Source organism: Streptomyces sp. NPDC030143, from assembly GCF_055573695.1.
Window position 1 is genome coordinate 201315 of sequence record NZ_JBVIAY010000004.1, and the last position, 23852, is coordinate 225166.

Sequence of the window (23852 nt, forward strand, 5' to 3'; positions counted from 1 at the left end):
CCCTCGGCCTAGTACGAGAAGGCCATCGGCTTGTCGGCGTCACGGGAGTCGCCGCCGATCTTCGTGGGCGGGTTGAGGTCGGCATCGGTGAGCTCGGGCGGCCCGGCCTTCACGTACTTGACCAGCAGCTTCACCTCGACGACGGCGAGGATGGCGTACAGCGCGGTGAAGGTGATCATCGAGGTGAGGATCTCGGCCTGGGAGACACCGGGGGAGACCGCGTCCCGGGTCTGCATCACGCCGTAGACGACCCACGGCTGTCGGCCCATCTCGGTGAAGATCCAGCCCCACGAGTTGGCGATCAGCGGGAACGCCATGGTCCACAGGGCCAGGAGCCAGTACAGCCGGGTGAGCCTCGACCCGAGCGGCTTCTTCAACAGCACCAGATGGGGCACCTCGTCCTCCCCGGTGCGCAACGCGGCCGGCAGGAAGAACTTCTTCCGGGTGAGCCAGAGGCCCGCCAGGCCGAGCGAGAGAGACGCCATCCCGAAGCCGATCATCCAGCGGAAGCCCCAGTAGGCGACGGGGACGATGGGCTTGTAGTCACCGGGGCCGAACTGTTTCTGCAGGGCCTCGTTGGTGTCGTTGATGCCGGGCACGTACGACTCGAAGTCGCTGTGGGCCAGGAAGGACAGCAGGCCGGGTATCTCCAGGGCGACCTCGTTGTGCCCCTTGTCGACGTCCCCGTAGGCGAACACCGAGAAGGGCGCCGGCTTCTCGCCGTCCCACAGGGCCTCGGCCGCGGCCATCTTCATCGGCTGCTGCTCGTACATGACCTTGCCGAGGGTGTCCCCGCTGACCGCGGTGAGCAGACCGCCGACCGCGAGGGTGACCAGACCGAGCCGGAGCGAGGTCCGCATCACCGGGATGTGCTTCTTGCGCATCAGATGGAAGGCCGCGATGCCCACCATGAAGGCGCCACCGGTCAGGAATGCCGCCGAGAAGCTGTGGAAGACCTGGTTGAGCGCGGTGTTCTGGGTGAGGACCCGCCAGAAGTCGGTGAGTTCGGCGCGGCCCTTCTCCTCGTTGATCCGGTACCCGACGGGGTGCTGCATCCAGGAGTTGGCGGCGAGGATGAAGTACGCCGACAGCAGCGTGCCGATCGAGACCATCCAGATGCAGGCGAGATGGATCTTCTTGGGCAGCTTGTCCCAGCCGAAGATCCACAACCCGATGAAGGTGGACTCGAAGAAGAAGGCGATGAGGGCCTCGAAGGCGAGCGGGGCGCCGAAGACGTCACCGACGAAGCGCGAGTAGTCCGACCAGTTCATGCCGAACTGGAACTCCTGCACGATGCCGGTGACGACACCCATCGCAATGTTGATCAGGAAGAGCTTGCCCCAGAACTTCGTCGCCCTGAGGTACTTCTCCTTCTCCGTACGCACCCAGGCGGTCTGCAGCCCGGCCGTGAGGGCGGCCAGCGAGATCGTCAGGGGGACGAACAGAAAGTGGTAGACGGTCGTGATGCCGAACTGCCAGCGCGCCAGAGTTTCCGGCGCCAAAGCCAGGTCCACGTCGCCGCTCCTTACCTCACACGCTTGTGAAAGCGTTCACATTCACAAGCAATTATGACGCATGGCCGTTCGAAACCCGAAAGGCGGGGGTCACCTTGACCTCATGACCGCGTTGACCTGGGAAGACTCCGGGTCGGGCGTGGAGTCGAGCCATCGGCCCGCGACACGGCTTCCCGGACTCGGACCCGCGAGACGGCACACAGAAGGGCGCCCTGGTTCCACGTGAAACCAAGGCGCCCGCTCGTCCTGGGGCAGGGACCCGGCCCCCTACAGCTCCTTGCGGAAGTCCTCCGCGGCCTTCAGGAAGATGTCATTGGCCTCGGCTTCCCCGACCGTCACACGCACGCCCTCCCCCGGGAACGGACGGATCACCACACCTGCCTGCTCGCACGCCCCTGCGAACGCGACCGTCTGCTCGCCCAGCCGCAGCCACACGAAGTTGGCCTGTGTCTCCGGCACCGTCCAGCCCTGGGCGCGCAGTCCCTCCACCACTCGGTTGCGCTCGCAGACCAGGGAGCCGACGCGTCCGAGCAGCTCGTCCTCGGCCCGCAGGGAAACGATCGCCGCCTCCTGGGCGAGCTGGCTCACACCGAAGGGCACGGCCGTCTTGCGCAGCGCCGCCGCCACCGGCTCATGGGCGATCGCGAAGCCGACCCGCAGCCCGGCCAGGCCGTACGCCTTGGAGAAGGTCCGCAGGACACAGACATTGGGCCGGCTCCGGTACAGCTCGACGCCGTCCGGCACCTCGGGGTCACGGATGAACTCCCGGTACGCCTCGTCGAGCACGACCAGCACATCGTCCGGCACCCGGTCGAGGAACCGCTCGAGCTCGGTCCGCTTCACCACGGTGCCCGTCGGGTTGTTGGGATTGCAGACGAAGATCAGCCGCGTCCTTTCGGTGATCGCGTCGGCCATCGCGTCCAGGTCGTGCACGTCCCCCGGCGTCAGCGGCACCTGCACCGCCGTGGCACCGCTGATCTGCGTGATGATCGGGTACGCCTCGAAGGACCGCCAGGCATAGATCACCTCGTCACCGGGGCCGGCGGTCGACTGGACCAGCTGCTGGGCGACACCGACCGACCCGGTGCCGGTGGCCAGGTGGGAGGCAGGGACACCGAAGCGCTCGGAGAGCTCCTCGACCAGCCCCGAGCAGGCCATGTCGGGGTAGCGGTTGAAGTTCGCGGCGGCGGCCGTCACCGTCTCCAGCACACCGGGCAGCGGGGGATACGGGTTCTCGTTGGAGGACAGCTTGTAGGCCACGGGTCCACCGGGTGCGGCCGGCCTGCCCGGCTTGTAGGTGGGGATCCCCTCCAGCTCGGCGCGCAGCTTGGGGCTCGTCTCGCTCACCGCAGTCCTCCTCGTGACCACCACCGGCTTAATACTTCTCACCTTATGAGGATTCGGCGCCGCTGCGTACAGCTGAGGACGGACCGGCGGCGGACCGCAGACGGACCCTCCGTGACCTCTGGGGACGAAGGCGTATGAAACGGGGGGCGCGCCGCACATATATCTACGCGCCGGTGGCTCACTCCCTGGCGCGCGTCCCTCGTGCAGGTGAGTTGAGACCTCTTCGAGACATCGGCGCCTTGGCAGGCTCATCCATGCACACGCACCACGTCCTGGGATGGAAGCGCTCAACTTCCTTGCTTTCCCAGGGTATTGACCCCGATTGGCCATGCAGAAACGTGCCTGTCAACGCGTGCATATGCGTCCGCCCTACCCCACCGTATGAGCCCTACTATCGGCTCGCCATGACAGCAGCAGGGAAGCACCAGGTGAGCCGCGCGGAAACCTCACGCCGAGGCAACCGGCCGGGCCGGGCGGGCATCAGGGACGTGGCCGCCGCCGCCGGAGTCTCCATCACGACCGTCTCCGATGCCCTCAACGGCAAGGGCAGGCTCCCGGATGCCACCCGACGCCATGTCCGCGAAGTCGCCGACCGACTGGGTTACCGCCCCTCGGCCGCGGCCAGAACCCTCCGTACCGGCAAGTCGGGTCTCATCGGTCTGACCGTGACGACGTACGGGGATGAACCTTTCACCTTCACGGAGTTCGCGTACTTCGCCGAGATGGCACGCGCCGCCACCTCCGCCGCGCTCGCCCGCGGCTACGCGCTCGTCATCCTCCCGGCGACCTCGCGTCACGACGTGTGGTCGAACGTCGCCCTGGACGGCACGGTCGTCATCGACCCCTCCGACCAGGACCCGGTCGTCAGCGAACTCGTCCGGCAGGGTCTACCGGTCGTCTCCGACGGCCGTCCGGCCGGGACACTCCCGGTCACCGCCTGGGTCGACAACGACCACGAGGCCGCCGTCCTCGACATCCTCGACCACCTGGCCGACGCCGGCGCCCGTCGCATCGGCCTGCTCACGGGCACCTCGACCGACACGTACACCCACCTGTCCACCCGCGCCTACCTGCACTGGTGCGAGCGCGTCGGCCAGGACCCGGTCTACGAGTCCTACCCCGCCCATGATCCGTGCGCGGGCGCCGTCGCCGCCGACCGGCTGCTGGCCCGTCCCGACCGCCCGGACGCCGTCTACGGCTTGTTCGACCCCAACGGCACCGACCTGCTCGCCGCCGCCCGCCGCTACGGACTGCGCGTCCCGGAGGACCTGCTGCTGGTCTGCTGCAGCGAGTCCACCGTGTACGCCAACACCGAGCCGCCCATCACCACGCTCTCGCTGAAGCCGCGGCGCATCGGCACGGCGGTGGTCCAGCTGCTCATCGACGCGATCGAGGGCGGGGAAGCGGACCGGCCGGTCGAGCAGGTGATACCGACCGAACTGATCGTGCGTACCTCTTCTCAGCGACGTCCGCCGCGTACGACGGTCAGCCCGCCGCGAGCGCCCGAGGAGACGTAGGCGACACGATCGGGGGGCCGGGTCTCGGCCCCCCTCAGGTCACCGGCCCGAGGGGCGGGTGGGGGGGGTGCGGTCGGGGCGGGAAGGTAGTGGGGGTGCGGGGTGGGGCGGCCGGCTCAGTGCCCCCGAGGCGGCACGGGCGGGTCGAGGGCGGCGGCGTGCTCGTGGCGGCGGAAAGCTCGGGGACGACGGAAAATCCGGGTCGCGGGCCGTTCGGCTGCTCGGGCCGGCGGCCGGGCAGCGGATCGGACCGACGGCCGTGCGGCGGGTCGGGCCTGGGGCCGTCGTACGGGCGGCCCGGGTCAGCACTCGGAGAGGAGCTAAGGGGATCGGAAGGGTTCGCATTGGGGCCGTGAGGGGTTCGGGCCGGTTCGCCGGCGGGGCTCGTCGCCGGCGGGAGGCTCCGCCGCGCACGGCAGCCGTAGCGCATCCGCCGCCCTCGGATTCCGAGCGTCCGCTTCTGCGTGATGCCCGATACGCATGGGGCGAGGGTGTGGGCACGGTGTGTGCTGAGTGATGTGCGACTGCCGAAGCCCGGCCCAATCGGGGCGAAAGCCGCGATGAACTGGAGTCTCGCTCCGATTCACCACCCCTGGGTCATCACATGGCACGATCCGCATTCCTATGATGGGCCCACGGCACCGCGGGCCGTCGCGACCAGGCAGTCCGAAGCGGTGCAGATGCGGCGCGATGGTGGAGGGGTCTGATGACTCAGGGGGCCGGTCAGGGACCCGAGGTGGAGCGGACGGCGACGTTGCGCGACTTCCGGGTGCCCGCGTACGTCCACGAGACCGGTCCGTACGACCACAGCACGCACCCCGGCAATGCGGCGCCGCCTCTCGAGGAGCCGCTGGAGCATCCCGAGGGCTACACGCCCACGCAGCGCGACCTGCCCGTCATCAATCGGGGCGACACTCTTCAGGTGACCGTCGACCCCGCGGCCGTCGCCGCGCCGGCACCGCTGACCACGACCGGGCCCGGCCCGCTGTTCGTTGTCGGCGACGTGCACGGATACCTCAACGAGCTGCTCGCCGCCCTTCAGGACAAGGGTCTGATCGACGCGGCCGGCCACTGGTGCGCCGGGACCGCCCGGCTGTGGTTCCTCGGCGACTTCACCGACCGCGGTCCCGACGGCATCGGCGTCATCGACCTCGTCATGCGGCTGTCCGCCGAGGCCGCCGCGGCCGGCGGCTACTGCAAGGCCCTCATGGGCAACCACGAGCTGCTGCTGCTCGGCGCCAAGCGCTTCGGCGACACCCCCGTCAACTCCGGCGCGGGCACCGCCACCTTCCAGGCGGCCTGGCTGCTCAACGGCGGCCAGAAGTCGGACATGGACCGTCTCCAGGACCACCACCTGCAGTGGATGGCACGCCTCGACGCCATGGAGGCGGTCGACGGCCACCTGCTCGTGCATTCCGACACCACCGCCTATCTCGACTACGGGGACTCGATCGAGGCGGTCAACGACACCGTCCGCGAGACGATCACCCGCAACGACGCGGACGAGGTCTGGGATCTGTTCCGCAAGTTCACCAAGCGCTTCTCCTTCCGCGACGAGGGAGGCTCCGACGCAGTCCGCTCCCTGCTCGATACGTACGGCGGCACCCGTATCGTTCACGGACACAGCCCGATTCCCTACCTGCTGGGCGAAGTCGGCTCCGAGGACGGCGACGACGACACCGGCCCCGTGGTCGAAGGACCGCACGTCTACGCCGACGGACTGGCCATCGCCATGGACGGCGGCGTGACGATGGCCGGAAAGCTGCTGGTCCAGCAACTGCCGCTGCCCGGTTGATGGTTCACGGGTCCGGCCGACAACACGCCGGACCCGCCGCTGGACGGGTCGACGACACCGCAGGCCAGAGGCCAATTTCGGCAAACCCCCTGTCACCTGATGCCGTCGCCGCTCTACCATCGGCTTATCCGTAGCAGGCTCCCCTCCGTTTCTGCCCGACGGCTCGTTGGCATGCGAGCCCCAAGCCCTACGGAGCATCGGGGGATGCACATGAACAGCGTTCCGCAGCACCTGCACAGCGAGGACCGCCAGGAGTACGAGCGGGTCCTCGACGAGGCGCTGCGCTCCGCACCACGCCACCCGGAACTCACCGCTGTCGGACAGCGGCTCAACACCGAACAACTGCGCACCATGGCGCTCAGCGCCACTGCGCTCATCACGGCGGCCGCGGCCGCCGAGTACCAGCACTACGTGAAGGTCCGCGAGGAACTGCGCCACCCGGCGCCGCCCACGTCGTCGTCCAGCCACGAGTCCGGCTCCGCTGAGTCGGGCGTGGGCGGAATGGGACTCGCCGCCACCATGGGGGAGGCGGCGCAGGCCGCCGAGACCGCCGGGGCGGGTGCCGTCGCCGTCGCCGCCGTCCTCACGCCCGTTCTCGCCGGAACCGCCGCGGCGATCTTCCTGCTCGTCGGTTACCTCCTCAAGATGCTCGATCCGGCCCCGACGGTCGCCCAGGCCATGGTCAGCACCGGCTGGGCGTTCGGGGCGCTCGCCGCGGCCGCGATCCTCGTCGCCACCGTCGGGCTCCTGCTCACCGCCCTGCGCAACCGGCCCTCCCTGGAGGCCGGCCCGAACGGCGAACTGATCGAGGAGGTGGCCCGGGCCAGGGAAGCATGGCGGGAGGCCCTGCTGGAGCGGGGCATCCTGCCGTTCCTGCGCGAGGCCCTCACGGACCACGGCACGACCGCCGCGCTGCACCCGACGCCGGCCCCGCCTCCCCCCACCGGCCGGCTGCCGAAGATCGGCTACGACCGTCCGGGCTTCTCCAGCCCCGACGACGGCTCCTCCTCCGGCACACGGCCGAGCTTCAGCAGCCCGGACTACACCAGCCCGGATTTCGGAGGCCCGGAGCACAAGCCGGAATAGGCCCGCGGCTTGCGCCCCCGTGCAGGGGAGCGCAAGCCGTACGCCGTCACCGGGTTCATGTCCGCTCGATCACCGCGATCGCATCCGCCCGTCAGTCGGCCATCGGCAGGTACACCCTGTTGCCGCTCGCCGCGAACTCCTTGGACTTCTGCAGCATCCCCTCGGCGACCTCCTCAGCGGAGGCCCCCTCGACGACCCCGCCGCCGAACCGCTCGTTGATGCTCTGGCTGATCTTCATCGAGCAGAACTTCGGCCCGCACATCGAACAGAAGTGAGCGGTCTTCGCCGGCTCCGCCGGCAACGTCTCGTCGTGGAACTCCCGGGCCGTGTCCGGGTCGAGGGCCAGGTTGAACTGGTCCTCCCAGCGGAACTCGAAGCGGGCGTCCGACAGCGCGTCGTCCCACTCCTGAGCACCGGGATGCCCCTTGGCGAGATCGGCCGCGTGGGCGGCGATCTTGTAGGTGATGACGCCGGTCTTGACGTCGTCACGGTTGGGCAGGCCCAGGTGCTCCTTCGGCGTGACATAGCAGAGCATGGCCGTGCCCCACCAGGCGATCATGGCGGCACCGATACCGGAGGTGATGTGGTCGTACGCCGGCGCGACGTCCGTCGTCAGCGGGCCGAGCGTATAGAACGGAGCTTCATCACAGATCTCCTGCTGAAGGTCGATGTTCTCCTTGATCTTGTGCATCGGGACGTGTCCCGGGCCCTCGATCATCGTCTGTACATCAAAACGCTTCGCGATCCGGTTGAGTTCCCCGAGCGTGCGCAACTCCGCGAACTGCGCCTCGTCGTTGGCGTCCGCGATCGAGCCGGGGCGCAGGCCGTCGCCGAGGGAGTACGTGACGTCATAGGCGGCGAGGATCTCGCAGAGCTCCTCGAAGTTCTCGTACAGAAACGATTCCTTGTGGTGCGCGAGGCACCAGGCCGCCATGATCGAGCCGCCGCGCGAGACGATGCCGGTCTTTCGGTTCGCCGTCAGCGGGACGTAGGGCAGGCGCACGCCCGCGTGGACCGTCATGTAGTCGACGCCCTGCTCCGCCTGCTCGATGACCGTGTCCTTGTAGATCTCCCAGGTCAGCTCCTCGGCCTTGCCGTCGACCTTCTCCAGCGCCTGATACAGCGGCACCGTGCCGATGGGGACGGGGGAGTTGCGCAGCACCCACTCACGGGTGGTGTGGATGTTGCGGCCCGTGGACAGGTCCATGACCGTGTCGGCGCCCCACCGGGTCGCCCAGGTCATCTTCTCGACCTCCTCCTCGATGGAGGACGTCACCGCGGAGTTGCCGATGTTGGCGTTGACCTTCACCAGGAACCGCTTGCCGATGATCATCGGCTCGATTTCCGGGTGATTGACGTTCGCGGGCAGGACGGCGCGCCCCGCGGCGATCTCCTCCCGCACCACCTCGGGCGACACGTTCTCCCGCAGCGCCACGAACTCCATCTCGGGCGTGATCTCGCCCCGGCGCGCGTACGCGAGCTGTGTGACCGCCTTGCCGTCGCGGCTACGGCGCGGCAGGCGAGGCCGTCCTGGGAAGACCGCGTCGAGGTTGCGCAGACCGCCGCGCGGCGAGGTGTGCTTGACGCCGTCGTCCTCGGGACGGACGGGCCGGCCCGCGTACTCCTCAGTGTCACCACGGGCGATGATCCAGTTCTCCCGCAGCGGCGGCAGCCCCCTGCGGACATCGGTGTCGACGGAGGAATCGGTGTACGGGCCGGAGGTGTCGTACAGCGTGACCGACTTCCCGTTGGTGAGGTGCACCTGACGGACCGGCACCCGCAGGTCGGGGCGATCGCCCTCGACGTACGCCTTGTGCCAGCCGATGGACTTCCTGGCCTCACCGTCGGCAGCGATCTCGTCGGAGATCTGCGCGGAGGCAGGCGTGCGTGCGTCCTTGTTGGTCATGAGACCTACTCCCTACGCCGGCATTACCCGGTAACAGGTTCAGCGGTCGACGCAGCGGCTACCGTCAGCCGACGTTCCATGTGAAACATCACTCGCTTTCGGTGAACGTTCCACGTGAAACATCGCGAAGACGGAGGTCAGCGCCCTCTCAGCCCGGTGCTCCGAGCTCCCGCGTGTACAAAAGGTGGCTCCACGCTAGCGTCAATTCGGGCGCGGTGAACAGGGGGCCCTTGTCGTTCTTGCGATGATCGGTCGGTGACCACGACACACCAGCCCCCGTATCCGCCCCCCGAGCCACCGCGCAGGCAGGGCGTCGGCAACGGTCCCGAACCGGGTCCCGTACCCGCGTCTCGTCCCGGACGCGGGGTCGGCGGCGGCCCCGGCCGTGGAGACGACCGCGATGCCGGCAGTGGCGGTGATCACGTTCCGGGCCAGAGGCCGGCCCGCGCTCCTGAGCAGGCACAAGGGTTCGGACAGGGCCAGAGAGTCGGACGGGACCAGGGGCTCGGACAGAACCAGGGCTCCAGGCAGGACCAGCAGCCCGGGCAGGGGCAAGGGTGGTTCGGCGAAGAGCGTGGGTTCGGACCTGGTGATCGAGGGCAGGGTGGGCAGCCCGGCCGCGGCGGCGAGGGCGGTGGTGCTCACGGCGGCGGTTCGGACGGTGGGTACGGCGCCGGGATCGGCGGTGGCGGAAGTGGCTACGGCGGTGGCAGCGCCTACGGCTCCGCGGGCAACGGTGGGTACGGCTCCGGGGGCGGCGGTGACCACGGCTCCGAGGGCGACGGCAGTGACCACGGCTCCGACGGCGACCGCGGTGGGCACGGTGGGCACGGTCATCACCGTGGCGGGCACGGTCACGGTCCTGGCAACGGCGGCGGCGGACACGGTGGCGGCGGCGGTGTCGGCGGACACGGCCGCGGCCACGGTGGCGGCGGCGGACACGGCCGCGGCGATGGTGGTGGAGGACACGGGCACGGTCCTGGCGGTGGAGGGCACGGGCACGCGCACAGTCACGGCCCGGCCGCTCCGGTCTCCCAGCACCTGCGCAAGGTCATCGCGGCCGTCCTCATCCCGTTCGCCGTGGCCGTGCTGGCCGGGCTGGTCGTGCTGTGGCCCGGCGGGGCTCCGCCGCACGAGCGCACGGGCGTCGGCTTCGACCGCCAGACGCAGCACGCGACGGTCACCAAGGTCGAGCGCCTGAGCTGTTCCTCCGTGAACGCCTCGGGCGTCCCCCCTACCGGCGACACGTCCACGGCCGAGGGGTCCTCGGCCCAGCAGCAGGCGAACGGCACCTGCAAGCGCGCCACGATCCGGGTGGACACCGGCAAGGACAAGGGCCGTACCTTCACCGAGATCATCCAGCCGGACCAGTCACGGCAGTTGCAAGAGGGCCAGGAGGTCGTGGTCGCCTACGAGCCCTCGGCGCCGAGGGACCTGCAGTACTCGGTCACCGACATCAACCGCCGTGTCCCGCTGAGTGTGCTCGCCGCCATCTTCGCCGTCGCCGTCGTGATCGTGGGGCGCTTGCGCGGCGTCATGGCCCTGATCTCGCTGGCCGTCAGCTTCCTGCTGCTGAACTTCTTCGTCCTGCCGGCGATCCTCCAGGGCTCGAACCCGCTGATCGTGGCGGTGGTGGGATCGAGCGCGATCATGCTGATCGCCTTGTATCTCTGTCACGGCCTCTCCGCCCGCACCTCCGTGGCGGTGCTCGGCACGCTCATCTCCCTGTTGTTGATCGGCTTCCTCGGCTCGTGGTTCGTGGACTGGGCGGCGCTGACCGGCAACACGGATGACAACACCGGTCTGATCCACGGTCTGTACCCGTCGATCGACATGAGCGGTCTGCTGCTCGCCGGCATCATCATCGGCTCGCTCGGTGTCCTCGACGACGTGACCGTCACGCAGACGTCGGCGGTCTGGGAGTTGCACGAGGCCAATCCGGCGATGGGCTGGCGCGGGCTGTACCGGGCCGGCATCCGCATCGGCCGCGACCACATCGCGTCCGTGGTCAACACGCTCGTCCTCGCCTACGCCGGCGCCGCCCTGCCGTTGCTGCTGCTCTTCTCCATCGCGCAGAGCAGCGTCGGCACGGTCGCCAACAGCGAGCTGGTCGCCGAGGAGATCGTGCGCACCCTGGTGGGCTCGATCGGTCTGGTCGCGTCGGTACCGGTGACCACGGCCCTCGCGGCCCTGGTGGTCTCGGCCGACCGTCCCGGCCCCGGCAAGGCTCCGGGAACGACCCCGGAGGCGGCGGGGCTGACCGGGCCGACGGGAGCAGCGGCCCAGGGAGCGCCCGCCGCGCCCCAGGCTCGGGGCGGTCGGGGCAGGCGCCGCAAGCGCTGAGAAGCCGGGCATCCGACGGCCGTCACCCAGACCGCCTCGGGCGCCCGGCGCCGACCCGACGTCGCCCAGCCTGAAACCGGGCCGGGCCGTCGCACCTCGGCCCCCGCCCGGCGAAGTCCCCAGTCCCACTTCAGCAGAAGCGTTCCTGCACGACCGTGTCCACGCTGAAGCGTTCCGCCACTCAGCGCGCCGTCGCCGCCGCTTCAGCCGGCGCTCTGCTCCTCCGCCAGGATCCGGTCCAAGGCCTCGTCGAGATGGGCGTCGAAGTCGGCGAGCGCGCCCTCCTGCCCCAAGGGGACGAGCTTGTCGGTGCGGTCGAGAAAGGCCACGAGCGGAGCCGCCGAGGAACGGAAGACCGCCTGGTCACCGCCGACCTGAAGCCGGATCAGGACCTCACCGAGCGTGTCCGTCTCCATGGGTGAGACCCTCACGTCTCCCTCTCCGACCGGCCTGCCCACCCCGTCGACGAGCAGCTCACGTCCGAACGCCCAGGTCACCGGGGCATCTCCGGGCAGATGGAAGGTGAGCCGCACGGCATAGGGATCACGGGCCTCGTACCCCAGCTCCACCGGGATACGGAAGGAAAGCTCCTCGGAGACGAGGAAACTCATCATGACCTCTGCCTGGACTGACTGCACGGACTCACGCATCGCCTTGTCCCGTCATTTGCCGTCGAAATGGCTGGGAATGAACCCCTGACACTGCAAGGCATCTTGCTGAACGTACACAACAGATCACAAGGAGTGAGTTTTCAGATACTGATAGAGATGGCGAGCGATCCGAGCATCCGTCCGACCTCGCTCTGCAACTGCAGGGCGGCGGAGTGCAGCCGGTCGGCCTGGTGGGCGGGGATCGAGATGGCCATCGTCGCAGCGGACGTACCCACAGTGATCGGAATCGCCGCACACACCGTGCCCAGTGCGTACTCCTGGCGCTCGAAAACGGTCTCCATCCGCCGGACCCTGGCCAACCGCCGCAACAGTGTGTGATCGTCCCGGACCGTGTACGGGGTGATCGACTGCACGGGGTAGCGGTCGAGGTGGTCGCGCCGGGACTCCTCGTCCAACTGGGACAGCAGACACTGACCGATGGCATGAGCGTGGCCGGTCTCGCGGAAGTCGGCCCATTCCTCCACCGCTGGGTTGCCCGGGGTGTCGGAGACGCACATGACTTCGATCTCCCCGTCGCGGTACTGGGCGTAGTAGACCGGAACACCGATCGAATCCCGCCAGTGGGCCATGGTGTCCGCGACCGTGCTGCGACGTTTCTGCGCCGCTCCGCTGCTGCCCAGCCGCTCGGCGGCCTCACCGAGGAAGAACAGCCCCTTGTCCCGGCGCAGATAGCCCTCGTGCACGAGGGTGCGCAGCAGGTGGTAGGCCGTCGGCAGGGCGAGGCCCGTTTCACGGGCGAGTTGTTTGGCCGGCGCCCCGTACGCGTGCTCGGCGACGCATTCCAGCAGGCGCATCGCGCGCTGTACGGAACTGATGAGCGTCGTCGCGGAGTTCGGCTGCTCGGGGACGCCCCTGCCCGCCGGGCGCTGGAGCGGGGGTGTCGGGGCGCAGGGCCGGGTGGGGAGTGCGTGCGGTTCCGCGGGGGCGGTGTCAACCGTGGCCAAGGGTCACTCCGGAAGCGCGAGGGGGCGGTCCGTGCGGAGAACACGGGAGGTGGGGTACGCCGCTCGCGGGTGGTCCCCGCGTCGGGTTCCGGACTTTAACTTCCCGCCACCGCTCACGGTCCGGCCCTGGGGCAAACTTCCCCCGGGCGAGGGAACCGGCGATTCCTGTTACCGCCCACCGGCTCCCGTGCCGCTCACCAGTCGCCGCGCGAGCTGGAACTCGCCGTGAACTTCCGGACGACGTAGATGAGTCCGCCGACCAGCGCCACGAAGACCAGCAGCTTGAACAGCAGGCCGATGACGAAGCCGACCACACTGGCTATCAGGCCGCCGAACACGACCAGGGCAATGACCGGCACCGCCACCCACTTCACCCACCACGGCAGTCCCGCGAAGATCTCTCGCATCGCTCTCGTCCTCGTCTGTCGGTGTCCGGCACCTCTGACGGTCCGGATCTTTTCGATGTCCTGTCGTCGATGCTAGGTCCGAAGTGGGTGCCGACGGGCGCCTCGCACCCCTTGTCCTCCCCTGAGCGATCCCCTAGGGAACCCGGAGACGGTGCCTCACCTCCGAGTCGGAGGAGGTGCCCCACGACTCGGAGGAGGTGCCTCTCGACTCGGAGGAGGTCAGCTCTCGGGCGGCGAGAACACCACCATGACCCGCAGGTCCTCACTGATGTGGTGGAACTTGTGGGGTACCCCGGCCGGCACGTACACCACGCTGCCGCGCGCGACCTGGGTGGTCTCCAGGCCGACGGTGATGGCGGCGCGGCCGCTGACGACGAAGTACACCTCGTCCTGGTTGTGCGGATTCTGTGGATCATGTTCGCCGGCGTCGAGCGCATACAGCCCGACCGACATGTTCCGCTCCCGCAGGAACTGCAGGTAAGCGCCGTCGTTGGCGGCTCGCTCCGCCTCCAGTTCGTCCAGCCGGAATGCCTTCATCGCCCTCGTCCACGCTCGTAGCCGATCTCGTCTGCCACGATCAGACACATGAAGAATTTCGTAGTCAAGACGATCGCCAACGCCGGTGCCCTGGCGGTCGCCGTATGGCTGCTCGACAAGATCACTCTGACCGGCGACAGCACGGGCAAGGAGATCGGCACCCTGATACTGGTCGCGCTGCTGTTCGGCCTGGTCAACTTCCTGGTCAAGCCGATCGTGAAGGTGCTGACCTTCCCGCTGTTCATCCTCACGCTCGGCCTGATCACGCTGGTGGTCAACGCGCTGATGCTGCTGCTCACCTCATGGCTGGCCGACAAGCTCGACCTGAGCTTCCACGTCGACGGCTTCTGGACCGCCGTCATCGGTGCCCTGATCATCTCCGTCGTCTCCTGGGCGCTCCACGTCGTCCTGCCCGACCAGGACTGAGCACGCCATGACGTATCGCGTCTGCTTCGTCTGTACCGGCAACATCTGCCGCTCCCCGATGGCCGAGGCCGTCTTCCGCGAGCGGGTGCGGGAGGCCGGGCTCGACGGTCTGGTCGAGGTCGACAGCGCCGGCACGGGTGACTGGCACGTCGGCGAGTGCGCCGACCCGCGCACGGTGTCCGTCCTGGAGGGGAACGGGTACTCCCTCGAGCACACGGCCCGGATGTTCGAACCGTCGTGGTTCGACCGCCTGGACCTCGTCGTCGCCCTGGACGCCGGACATCTCAGGGCGCTGCGCCGCATCGCACCCTCGGACCGGGACGCCCGCAAGGTGCGCCTGCTGCGCTCCTATGACCCCGCCGCGGCCGACGCCCTCGACGTCCCCGACCCGTACTACGGAGGCCCGGACGGATTCGGGGAATGCCTCGGGATGGTGGAGAGGGCGAGCGTCGGTCTGCTCGCGGCGGTGCGTGCGGACATGGAAGGACGAGTCCCTTGAGCGGTTTCGCGACGGACGGGCCCATGAGCGCCGGCGAGGGCACGCGCGCGGTGCGGGCGGGCCTGCCCGAGCCGGTGAAGCACGAGCCGACCCTGCCGGGCCCGGTGTTCGCCGCGCACTTCCACCTGCCGGGCGAGCCCACCGGCCCGTACACCTACGGCCGTGACGAGAACCCCACCTGGACGCATCTGGAGCACGCCATCGGCGAGCTGGAGGCGCCCGGGCAGGACGGCGTCGAGACGCTGGTGTTCGCCTCCGGCATGGCCGCGATCTCGTCGGTGCTCTTCTCCCAGCTGCGCGCCGGGGACGCCGTCGTCCTGCCCAGCGACGGCTACCAGGCCCTGCCGCTGGTGCGCACCCAGCTGGAGGCCTACGGCATCGAGGTGCGTACCGCACCGACCGGGGGCGACGCCCAGCTCGACGTCCTCGACGGCGCGGGGCTGCTGTGGATCGAGTCGCCGTCCAACCCCGGTCTCGACGTGTGCGACATCCGCCGACTCGTCGAGGCGGCGCACACGCGGGGCGCCCTGGTCGCCGTCGACAACACCCTCGCGACGCCCCTGGGACAGCGCCCGCTGGACCTGGGCGCGGACTTCTCGGTGGCCAGCGGCACCAAGCAGCTCACCGGACACGGAGACGTGCTGCTCGGGTACGTCGTCGGCCGTTCCGGCGAGACGATGACGGCCGTACGACGCTGGCGCAAGATCGTCGGGGCGATTCCGGGGCCGATGGAGGCCTGGCTCGCGCACCGGTCGATCGCCACGCTCCAGATGCGCGTCGACCGGCAGAGCGCCACCGCCCAGGCCGTCGCCGAGGCGCTACGAGGGCGGCCCGAGGTGACCGGCCTGCGGTATCCGGGGCTGCCGGGCGATCCCTCCCACGAAGTGGCCTCGCGGCAGATGCGGCGCTTCGGGTGCGTGGTTTCCTTCACGCTGCCCACGCGCGCGCGTGCCGAGCGTTTCCTGCAGGGGCTGCGGCTCGTGGACGACGCCACGAGTTTCGGCGGGGTGCGCTCGACGGCCGAGCGGCGTGGCCGCTGGGGCGGGGACGCCGTTGCGGAGGGCTTCGTCCGCCTGTCGGTCGGTGCCGAGGACCCCGAGGACCTGGTGGCGGATGTGCTGCGGGCGCTGGAGGAGTCGGCACAGTGACCGTCTTACGGGCCCGCGACGTCCTCCTGGTGCATCGGACGGTCCGAGCCTCCCCCCTCGTGGCTCGGACCGTCCGCGGTTCTGCGCGCGAAGAACCGCGCCAACAAGGCTAGTTGACTCTGTGTCAGTGTCCAATCACCGTAGCGACAGAGACCTATCGACTTATTTATAGTTGGGCCCTGCCTCAGGACCCGGCGAAAGGCAGGGGAAGGGGAGGACGCGCCATGGATCTGGCCCTGCTGCGCACCTTCGTGACCGTGCACCGGGCCGGTTCCTTCACCCGCGCCGCCGCACTGCTGGGGCTGTCCCAGCCGGCCGTCACCTCCCAGATCCGCACGCTGGAACGGCAGCTCGGCCGCCCTCTGTTCCTGCGCCAGGCTCGTGGAGTCACACCGACGACGATCGGCGACGAGCTCGCCCACAAGGCCGCCCCACATCTGGACGCCCTGGTGGAGATCGCCGAGTCCGGCCTGGACGACGAGTCCTCCGTACGGACGCTGCATCTGGCCGGACCGCCCGAGTTCACCGCCGAGCGGGCGCTGCCCGCTCTCACCGCGCTGTCCGGCGACGACGGCCCCCAGCTCTCCCTGCGCGCCTCCTTCGGCACCGCGGAGGAAGTGCTGGAGGGGTTGGCCGCCGGTCACCACGACCTCGCCATCAGCACGGCTCGGCCCCGCGGCACGCTGCTCACCGCCACCCCGCTGTGCGACGAGGAGCACGTCCTGGTCGCCTCGCCCGGCCGGGCCGAGATGATCGGCGCCCAGAAGCTGCGCCGCCCGGGCGCGTCCGCCCTGGAGAACATGCCCGTCGTCGAGGTCCACGAGTCGCTGCCCTTCGTCTCCCGCTACTGGGCCTCCGTCTTCGACGCCCGCCCCGCCGCCTCCGGCACCGTCATCGTCCCCGACCTGCGCGCGGTGCTGGCCTGCGCGGTGGCGGGCGCCGGCCTGGCCGTGCTGCCCCGTTATCTGTGCGCGGCAGCGCTGAAGCGTGGGGACGTCGTCGCCCTGCACGAGCCGGCGGTCCCTCCGTTGCGGACGTATGTCCTCGTGGTGCGCACCGGCACGCTGGCCATGCCGCACATCGCTCGGGCACACGAAGGGCTGCTGCGGACCGCCGCCGACTGGTGCTGAACCGGCTGCCTCGGGGGCTGACTCCGGCGGAGCACGCACCAGGAGTGCGTCCGACCACGTCGCACGATGTTTCACGTGGAACCAGCCGGGCCACATTTCTCCCATGACCGTCCGACCCGTGGTCAAGCGCACCGCCCGCGCCGTCCTGCTGGACGGTGACGACCTGATCCTGATCAAACGCACCAAGCCGGGCGTGGATCCCTACTGGCTCACCCCCGGCGGCGGGGTCGAACCGGAGGACACCACCGTCGTCGACGCGCTGCACCGCGAGGTGTACGAGGAACTCGGCGCCAAGATCACCGACGTGGTGCCCTGCTTCGTCGACACCGTCGAGCACATCGGCGAGGACGGTGGGACGACCGGAGTGAAGGTGCAGCACTTCTTCGTCTGCCGTCTTGAGTCGATGGACCCGGCCCTGCGGCACGGACCGGAGGTGGACGAGCCCGTCGGCGAGTACGAGATCGTCCGTGTGCCGTTCACCCGGGTCGGTATCGCCTCCGTCCACCTCGTCCCGCTGTCGTTGCGGCACTACCTCGACGGCAACATCGAGGGAGTGCGGGCCATGCACGCTCCCGACCTGGGGTGATACGACCTGAGGAGACACGACCTGGGGTGATGGCCGGGACGCCGGATCAGCGACCGGTGACGACGAGTTCCTCGACCGAGTCGTGGCGTATGCGTTCCGCGGGGACGCCGACGCCCCGCAGGGCGTCCACGCCGCTGCGGATCATGCCCGGTGGGCCGGACACGTAGGCGTCGTACTCGGTCCAGGGCCCGAAGGTGCGGATGGCGTCCGGCAACTGGAGCAGGCCGTGCCGGTCGACCACCGGGCGGACCTCCAGCCAGGGGTGGGACTGCTGGAGCCGGAGCATCGTGTCGATGTCGTAGAGATCGTGGTCGCTGCGGGCGCCGTAGAAGACCTCGACCGGGCGGCGGGCGCCGTGTTCGGCGACGTCTTCGACGAGTGCCTTGATGGGGGCTATGCCAGTGCCGCCCCCCAGACAGAGCAGTCCGCTGTCGCGGGTGTGGTCGACGGTCATCGATCCGGCCGGCGGGCCGAGCCGGACGACGTCGCCGGGCCGGGCACGGTGCACCAGGGCGTTGGAGACCCAGCCGGCGGGGACGGCCTTCACGTGGAAGGTGAGCAGACCGTCGGAGCGGGGGGCCGAGGCGAAGGAGTAGTGGCGCCATATCCGAGGCCACCACGGCGTCTCCAGGCTCGCGTACTGGCCGGCGAGGAAGGGGTAGGGCTGGTCGGGGCGCAGGGTCAGGACGGCGACGTCCGAGGTTCTCAGCTCGTGGGAGACGAGTTCCGCGTACCACCAGGCCGGTGCGCGCAGTTCGTCCGCGGCCGCCGCGTCGATCATGACCTGGGAGATCGTCGTGTAGGCCCTCACCCAGGCCGCCTCCGTCTCGGCGTCCCACACGGGCTCGGCGTGCTTGCTCAGCGCGCCGATGAGGCATTCGCCGACCGCCGGATAGTGCTCGGCCCGGGTGCCGTACTTGCGGTGTCCTCGGCCGAGGTTCTGGAGGTAGTCGACGAGCACCGGGGTGTTGTCGATGTTCTCGGCCGCGGTGAGCAGTGCCTTGAGCAGCCGGTCCCGCTGGGCGTCCATCGCGGGCGGGAAGAGAGACCGAAGGTCGGGGTGGCGGACGAAGAGCAGCGCGTAGAAGTACGACGTGACCTTGTCGGCCACGGGACCGACCTCTGCCATGGTGCGGCGGATGAGGACGGCGTCGGAAGAGGCGTTTCCGGCGGGGGCGGACCGCTGGGCGGGCACGCGGGGTTCCGGGTCCGGGTCCGTGCGAGGCGGGAGGGCGGCTGACGTCTCGGAGGACGCCGGAGGGTGCCCGGCCGGGCCGGGAGGGGAACCGCCTGGGCCGGAAGCTGGGGTGGGAGGGGCGGGAGGGGGGCTGACGAGGCCGGGAGGGGGAGTGGAAAGGCCGGGAGGGGCGCTCACAGGGCCCTGCTGGGGGTCGAGGGCCCCCACCGGCTCGGCAGGCTCCTCGGCCGGGGTGACGGCCAGAGCGCCAGGCGGGGCGCCGACGCTCGCGTCCGTCGCCGGCGGATGCGGCATGTCCTTCGTGTGCGGCGCCTCCGTCGAGTGCGGCGCGTGCGCCACATCCCTCGTGTGCGGCGCGTACGACGCGTCGGTCCCGTCGGTCCCGTCGGTCGTGTGGGGCGCGTGAGGCGCGTGGGGTAGGTCTGTCGCGTGCGGCGTCTCCGGCGCATGCGGCACGTCCGTCGCGTGCGGCACGTCCCTCGTCGGCAACGCCTCCGTCGCGTGCGGCGTCTCCCTCGCGGGCGCCTCCGTCATGGACGCGATCGTCACCAACGAGTACGGGGGTATCCGGATGCCCTCTTCGACGTCGTCGTCCGGCGGTGCTTCGCCGTCCGGATCCGGCGTGTTCCTGCCCACGGAGCGCAGTGCGGCCAGACGGGGACCGTCAGAGGTCCCCTGCGCGCCGTCGGCGGCCGGTGTCGGCTGCTTGCGCGGCGTGAACCATCCCTCCCCGCCGCTGGACGTGCCATTGTCGGCCGACCTCGTGGTCGGAGCGTCCATGGTGTGCCTCGCCTCGAACATCCATCGGTCGGTCTGCGCACTTCCACGTTCGGAAGATGCCTGCTTCCCCCGCAGACGGCTTGCTTTTCCGTTCCGTTCCGCGGCCGATCGGCCGCAGCCACCCGTATTCCGGCTCTCACGGCCCGGTGAGGCACGGGTGCGACAGGCGCCGCAGCCCTCTCACCGCAGCATCCCCCCACGTGTGGATGCCCCGGCCGCATAACCGCAATCGCGGGTCTTCGATCTCTCCGTCCCGTTAGGCTGCATTGCCCTGCTCTCGGCTCGCGCGGAATGGGTGCACCGCACCGCGTGCATCACGTCCCGGACACGAACCGGAGTCGACCATACCGGCCGCGGCTCCGCACACAAGTCCCCCCTTCCCCCCTCATGACGTGACCAGGGTGCGAACGGCGGTTTCTCTTGATTAGCTGCCGTCCCGCACCAATTCATAGGCGTCCCACAGGTCCTTGCCCGCGTAGGAGTGCGTGGCGAGGCCCGCCAGTTGGCGGTGGGCATTGACCGCCACGGATACCGGCACGACGCCGAACAGATCCTTGTCCGAGAGCGAATCGCCATAGGCGACGCAGTCCTCCCGTGTCACCCCGAACTCCGCGCACAACCGGTCGGCGATGACCACCTTGGCAGCCGCGCTGAGCACACCCGCGGGGTCCACAGGCTCGGTGAACGGAACGGCGGGAAAGCGTGACCCGTATGCCGCGTGCGCGCCCCAACCGGTCAGTCTCTCCACGAAGAAGGAAGGCGAGAGCGACACGACGGCGCAGTACTCACCGCGGCGCGTGATCTCGGACCAGACCTCGCGAATGCGCGCCAGCCAGGGAGCGCCGTCGAACGCGGCGGTGACATGGTCCTCGGTGAGCCGCGTCCACAGCGCGTGCACCCGCCTCGCATACTCCGGCGGGTCGATCTGTCCGGCCAGGATCGCCTGCTCCAAGGCCACTGTCTCGGCTTCCAGGCCGAGTTGCCGTGAGATCTCCAAAGGGGCGGACGTTCCGTGCAACAACGTCCCGTCCAGGTCGAAGAGATGAAGTCTCGCCATGGAGACGAGGCTATCGGCAGGTGCTTTCGACCGAACGCGCCGATGTTTCACGTGAAACTGCCCTGCGGCCACCCCTCTTTGGGCCAGCCACGACATGGCCAAAAGCGCGTACGTCTCGGGGGAAACAGGTGGACGGCGAGGGCGCCGGTCGGACAGCCTGACCTGCGTGTCGACTCCTTCCCACACCGCTCTCCCCATCCGCCGCCTGACGCGCCGCGATCTCACCGCCTGCGCCGACTTGTCAGAGGACCGGGGGTGGCCACGCGAGGAGCACAAGTGGGGTCTCCTCCTCACCGCCGGGAAGGGCTATGGCATCGACGCCCCCGACGGGGGTCTGGTCACTGGCTGCATCGTCACCGAGTACGGCCCCCACGGCCGGCCCGCCCTCGCGGCCATCGGCATGGTGCTGGTCGCCGAGCGGTACGCACGGCAGGGCGTCGGTCGACGGCTCATGCGGCACGTCGTCTCCGCCATGGGCACCACCCCTTTGACGCTGCACGCGACTCCCAACGGCCGCCCGCTCTACGAAGAGCTCGGCTTCAAGGTCACCGGACGGGCGGAGATGCTGCGCGGTCGCTTCACCCCACATGGTCCGAAGCCCGGAATCGCCACACGGGCGGCCACGGCGGAGGACCTCGCCGCGATCCTCCGGCTCGACGAGGAGGTCTTCGGTACGGATCGCACCCACATGGTCACCCGGCTTCCCGCCTTCGCCGACCAACTGCGCGTCGCCGAGCAGAACGGCCGCCTCATCGGATACGCGGGCGCCTGGCCCAACATGGAGACACACGTCATTGGTCCACTGGTGGCCCGGGACACCGAGACCGCCAAGGCCCTCATCGCCTCGCTCGCCGCCCACACCGAACGCCCCCTGCGCACCGACATCGACGTGCGCCACGAGGAGCTCCTGACGTGGGCGAAGGAACAGGGGATGGCATCCGTGGCCTTCAACGCCGTGATGACCTACGGGATCACCGATCTCCCCGGGGACTGGACCCGGCGGTTCGCACCGCTGACCGTGGCGGCGGGCTGAGATTCCCGGCACGGTGAACGCCAGCCCCGTGGGGGTCGGCGTCGGACGGAGGCGGCGGGAGGACGGACCCGCCTGCCGGTAGGGAAAATCAGGCGACTGCCGCCACGGCGGCTGCGGCGAGGCCGTGGTCCAGCTCCGGGGCGCCGCCGCCGACCCCGATCGCACCGATCAGACGGCCGTCCCGGTGGACCGGTATGCCGCCCGCGCTGAACAGCAGGGCCGGTCGAGCGCGGTAGGCAGAGTGTGGAAGAGGCCGCCGGGCTGCACGGCGTCGACGAGGTCCGCGGTCGGTGCGTTCAACTGGAGCGCCGTGTACGCCTTGCGGGTGCTCGTCTCACCGGAGATCAGCACGGCCCGGTCGTCACGCCGGAAGGCCAACAGGTGGCCCCCGGCGTCCAGGACCGTGACGCTGACGGTGACCCCGGCCGCCTCGGCGGCGCGCCGAGCGGCCGTGACGAGGGCGTCGGCGTCGTGGATGGTCAGAGGGGCGACGGCGGTGGTGCTCACGGAGTTCTCTCCCTGCGAGTGGTGTGGACCGAGTGCCCCAGAGGCTCGGGGCCGTGGACCCGGCCCCCGGGGGCGGATCGGTGGCACGGGACCTTTCCGGCCCCACGGGGGTGGGGTGGCTCAGTGGTGGGCGGCAGCCGTCCGCTCGGCGGGCCGGGAGCCCGCGACGACGGTGCTCGCGGTGCTGTCGCGGCGCTCCAGCGCGGCCGACACGAACGCGAGGACGAGGGCGGCCGCGGCGAGGACGGCGCCGACCCAGTTGGGGGCCGTGTAGCCGAGGCCGGCGGCGATGACGATCCCGCCGAGCCATGCGGCCAGGGCGTTTCCGAGGTTGAAGGCGCCGATGTTCACCGCCGAGGCGAGTGTCGGGGCGCCGTGCGCCTGGTCGAGGACGCGCTTCTGCAGCGGCGGGACGGTCGCGAAGCCCAGGGCGCCGATCAGGACGATCGTGACGGCCGCGAGGACCTTGTGGTGGGCGGTCACGGTGAACAGCGCCAGGACGACCGCCAGGGCGCCCAGCGAGACGTACAGCATCGGCATGAGGGCGCGGTCGGCGTACTTACCGCCGATCAGGTTGCCGCCGACCATGCCGAGGCCGAAGAGGACCAGGAGCCAGGTGACGGATCCGTCGGCGAAGCCGGTCACGTGGGTCATCATCGGCGCGATGTAGGTGATGGCGGCGAAGACCCCGCCGAAGCCCAGGACGGTCATCGCCATGGCGAGCAGAACCTGGGCGTTTTTGAAGGCGGCCAGTTCGTGACGCAGGCGCACCCCCTCAGCCCGCGGCATCTCGGGCACCATCCGGGCGATGCCGACCAGGCCGACGACGCCGAGCGCGGCGACGATGCCGAAGGTGACCCGCCAGCCGATGCTCTGCCCGACGAGGGTGCCCAGGGGGACGCCGACGACATTGGCGACGGTGAGTCCGGTGAACATCATCGCGATGGCGCCGGCCTTCTTGTCGGGGGCGACGAGGTCGGCCGCGACCACGGAGCCGATACCGAAGAAGGCTCCGTGGGCCAGTGAGGCGACCACGCGGCCGATCAGCATGACGGCGAAGGCGGGAGCCACGGCGGAGAGCAGATTGCCGACGATGAACAGACCCATCAGCAGCATCAGCATCCGATTGCGGGAGACCTTGGTGCCGAGGACGGTCATCAGCGGGGCGCCGGACATCACGCCGAGCGCGTAGCCGGTCACGAGGAAGCCGGCGGTGGGGATGGAGACCCCGAAGTCGCCCGCGACCTCGGGCAACAAGCCCATGATCACGAACTCGGTCGTTCCGATACCGAAGGCCCCGATCGCGAGGGCCAGGAGCGCGAGAGGCATGTGGGGGTACTCCCAGACGATTGCAGGTGCGCTTAAAGTTCGACCACAATAATTGCATACGCGGGCTAATTGCAACCGCCGTATATTGCGGT

20 protein-coding genes and 1 pseudogene are annotated in these 23852 nt (G+C 69.7%); 10 read left to right on the forward strand and 11 right to left on the reverse strand.

Going from position 1 to position 23852, the window contains the following annotated elements; translation table 11 throughout:
* Window positions 1-8 precede the first annotated feature (8 nt).
* Together ACZ4YY_RS09340 and hisC are read right to left on the reverse strand one after the other, a co-directional pair.
* The gene (locus ACZ4YY_RS09340) at window positions 9-1514 is read right to left on the reverse strand and encodes a cytochrome ubiquinol oxidase subunit I (protein WP_468285800.1); all 1506 of its coding nucleotides are present in this window, start codon (window positions 1512-1514) and stop codon (window positions 9-11) included.
* 267 nt (window positions 1515-1781) lie between these two features.
* Window positions 1782-2861, reverse strand: coding sequence for a histidinol-phosphate transaminase (gene hisC / locus ACZ4YY_RS09345; RefSeq protein ID WP_468285802.1), 1080 nt, complete (start codon window positions 2859-2861; stop codon window positions 1782-1784).
* 404 nt (window positions 2862-3265) lie between these two features.
* Here hisC and ACZ4YY_RS09350 point away from each other — a divergent pair, with 404 nt between their 5' ends.
* The 3 genes from ACZ4YY_RS09350 to ACZ4YY_RS09360 all read left to right on the forward strand — a co-directional run bounded on the left by ACZ4YY_RS09350 (window position 3266) and on the right by ACZ4YY_RS09360 (window position 7259).
* Window positions 3266-4378 carry a LacI family DNA-binding transcriptional regulator gene (locus tag ACZ4YY_RS09350; protein WP_468285805.1) on the forward strand — a complete coding sequence of 371 codons (1113 nt, stop codon included), beginning with the start codon at window positions 3266-3268 and terminating at the stop codon, window positions 4376-4378.
* A gap of 706 nt (window positions 4379-5084) precedes the next feature.
* Window positions 5085-6173, forward strand: coding sequence for a metallophosphoesterase (locus ACZ4YY_RS09355; RefSeq protein ID WP_468285810.1), 1089 nt, complete (start codon window positions 5085-5087; stop codon window positions 6171-6173).
* A gap of 204 nt (window positions 6174-6377) precedes the next feature.
* A complete protein-coding gene (locus tag ACZ4YY_RS09360; RefSeq protein ID WP_468285813.1) occupies window positions 6378-7259 on the forward strand; it encodes a hypothetical protein in 882 nt (293 codons plus the stop codon).
* Window positions 7260-7350: 91 nt separating this feature from the next.
* Here the strand turns inward: ACZ4YY_RS09360 and thiC are convergent, their stop codons facing one another.
* Window positions 7351-9165, reverse strand: coding sequence for a phosphomethylpyrimidine synthase ThiC (gene thiC, locus ACZ4YY_RS09365; RefSeq protein WP_468285816.1), 1815 nt, complete (start codon window positions 9163-9165; stop codon window positions 7351-7353).
* A gap of 678 nt (window positions 9166-9843) precedes the next feature.
* On the opposite strand from thiC, the gene ACZ4YY_RS09370 reads away from it, so the two are divergent.
* Entirely contained in the window at window positions 9844-11508 is a 1665-nt protein-coding gene (locus tag ACZ4YY_RS09370) for a YibE/F family protein (protein ID WP_468286567.1), read from the forward strand.
* 203 nt (window positions 11509-11711) lie between these two features.
* Here the strand turns inward: ACZ4YY_RS09370 and ACZ4YY_RS09375 are convergent, their stop codons facing one another.
* From ACZ4YY_RS09375 to ACZ4YY_RS09390, 4 genes are all read right to left on the reverse strand, one after another.
* On the reverse strand, window positions 11712-12158 hold the full coding sequence (locus ACZ4YY_RS09375; protein ID WP_468285821.1) for an SsgA family sporulation/cell division regulator: 447 nt from the start codon (window positions 12156-12158) through the stop codon (window positions 11712-11714).
* 101 nt (window positions 12159-12259) lie between these two features.
* Window positions 12260-13123, reverse strand: coding sequence for an IclR family transcriptional regulator (locus ACZ4YY_RS09380; protein ID WP_468285825.1), 864 nt, complete (start codon window positions 13121-13123; stop codon window positions 12260-12262).
* Window positions 13124-13317: 194 nt separating this feature from the next.
* Window positions 13318-13530 (reverse strand): DUF5326 family protein, encoded by a 213-nt coding sequence (locus tag ACZ4YY_RS09385; RefSeq protein WP_468285829.1) that lies wholly within the window; start codon window positions 13528-13530, stop codon window positions 13318-13320.
* Between the two features lie 219 nt (window positions 13531-13749).
* Window positions 13750-14067 carry a cupin domain-containing protein gene (locus ACZ4YY_RS09390; protein ID WP_468285832.1) on the reverse strand — a complete coding sequence of 106 codons (318 nt, stop codon included), beginning with the start codon at window positions 14065-14067 and terminating at the stop codon, window positions 13750-13752.
* Between the two features lie 48 nt (window positions 14068-14115).
* On the opposite strand from ACZ4YY_RS09390, the gene ACZ4YY_RS09395 reads away from it, so the two are divergent.
* From ACZ4YY_RS09395 to ACZ4YY_RS09415, 5 genes are all read left to right on the forward strand, one after another.
* A complete protein-coding gene (locus tag ACZ4YY_RS09395; protein WP_468285835.1) occupies window positions 14116-14493 on the forward strand; it encodes a phage holin family protein in 378 nt (125 codons plus the stop codon).
* A gap of 7 nt (window positions 14494-14500) precedes the next feature.
* Window positions 14501-14992 carry a low molecular weight protein-tyrosine-phosphatase gene (locus ACZ4YY_RS09400; protein WP_468285840.1) on the forward strand — a complete coding sequence of 164 codons (492 nt, stop codon included), beginning with the start codon at window positions 14501-14503 and terminating at the stop codon, window positions 14990-14992.
* A gap of 23 nt (window positions 14993-15015) precedes the next feature.
* Entirely contained in the window at window positions 15016-16140 is a 1125-nt protein-coding gene (locus tag ACZ4YY_RS09405; protein ID WP_468286570.1) for a cystathionine gamma-lyase, read from the forward strand.
* Window positions 16141-16364: 224 nt separating this feature from the next.
* Complete coding sequence (locus tag ACZ4YY_RS09410; protein ID WP_468285843.1) at window positions 16365-17270, forward strand: LysR family transcriptional regulator; 906 nt, start codon at window positions 16365-16367, stop codon at window positions 17268-17270.
* 103 nt (window positions 17271-17373) lie between these two features.
* A complete protein-coding gene (locus ACZ4YY_RS09415; protein ID WP_468285845.1) occupies window positions 17374-17856 on the forward strand; it encodes an NUDIX domain-containing protein in 483 nt (160 codons plus the stop codon).
* Between the two features lie 46 nt (window positions 17857-17902).
* On the opposite strand, the gene ACZ4YY_RS09420 is transcribed toward ACZ4YY_RS09415, so the two are convergent.
* Both ACZ4YY_RS09420 and ACZ4YY_RS09425 read right to left on the reverse strand, forming a co-directional pair.
* Complete coding sequence (locus tag ACZ4YY_RS09420) at window positions 17903-18985, reverse strand: globin domain-containing protein (protein ID WP_468285847.1); 1083 nt, start codon at window positions 18983-18985, stop codon at window positions 17903-17905.
* A gap of 1273 nt (window positions 18986-20258) precedes the next feature.
* A complete protein-coding gene (locus ACZ4YY_RS09425) occupies window positions 20259-20891 on the reverse strand; it encodes an HAD family hydrolase (protein WP_468285852.1) in 633 nt (210 codons plus the stop codon).
* 166 nt (window positions 20892-21057) lie between these two features.
* Between ACZ4YY_RS09425 and ACZ4YY_RS09430 the strand changes: the two genes are divergently transcribed.
* Window positions 21058-21924: a GNAT family N-acetyltransferase gene (locus ACZ4YY_RS09430; protein ID WP_468285855.1), complete on the forward strand. Its 867-nt coding sequence runs from the start codon at window positions 21058-21060 to the stop codon at window positions 21922-21924.
* Between the two features lie 88 nt (window positions 21925-22012).
* On the opposite strand, the pseudogene ACZ4YY_RS09435 reads toward ACZ4YY_RS09430, so the two are convergent.
* Both ACZ4YY_RS09435 and ACZ4YY_RS09440 read right to left on the reverse strand, forming a co-directional pair.
* Window positions 22013-22431 (reverse strand): annotated as a pseudogene (locus ACZ4YY_RS09435) (GlcG/HbpS family heme-binding protein).
* 120 nt (window positions 22432-22551) lie between these two features.
* Window positions 22552-23760, reverse strand: a complete 1209-nt coding sequence (locus ACZ4YY_RS09440; RefSeq protein WP_468285860.1) for an MFS transporter — start codon at window positions 23758-23760, stop codon at window positions 22552-22554.
* Window positions 23761-23852 lie beyond the last annotated feature (92 nt).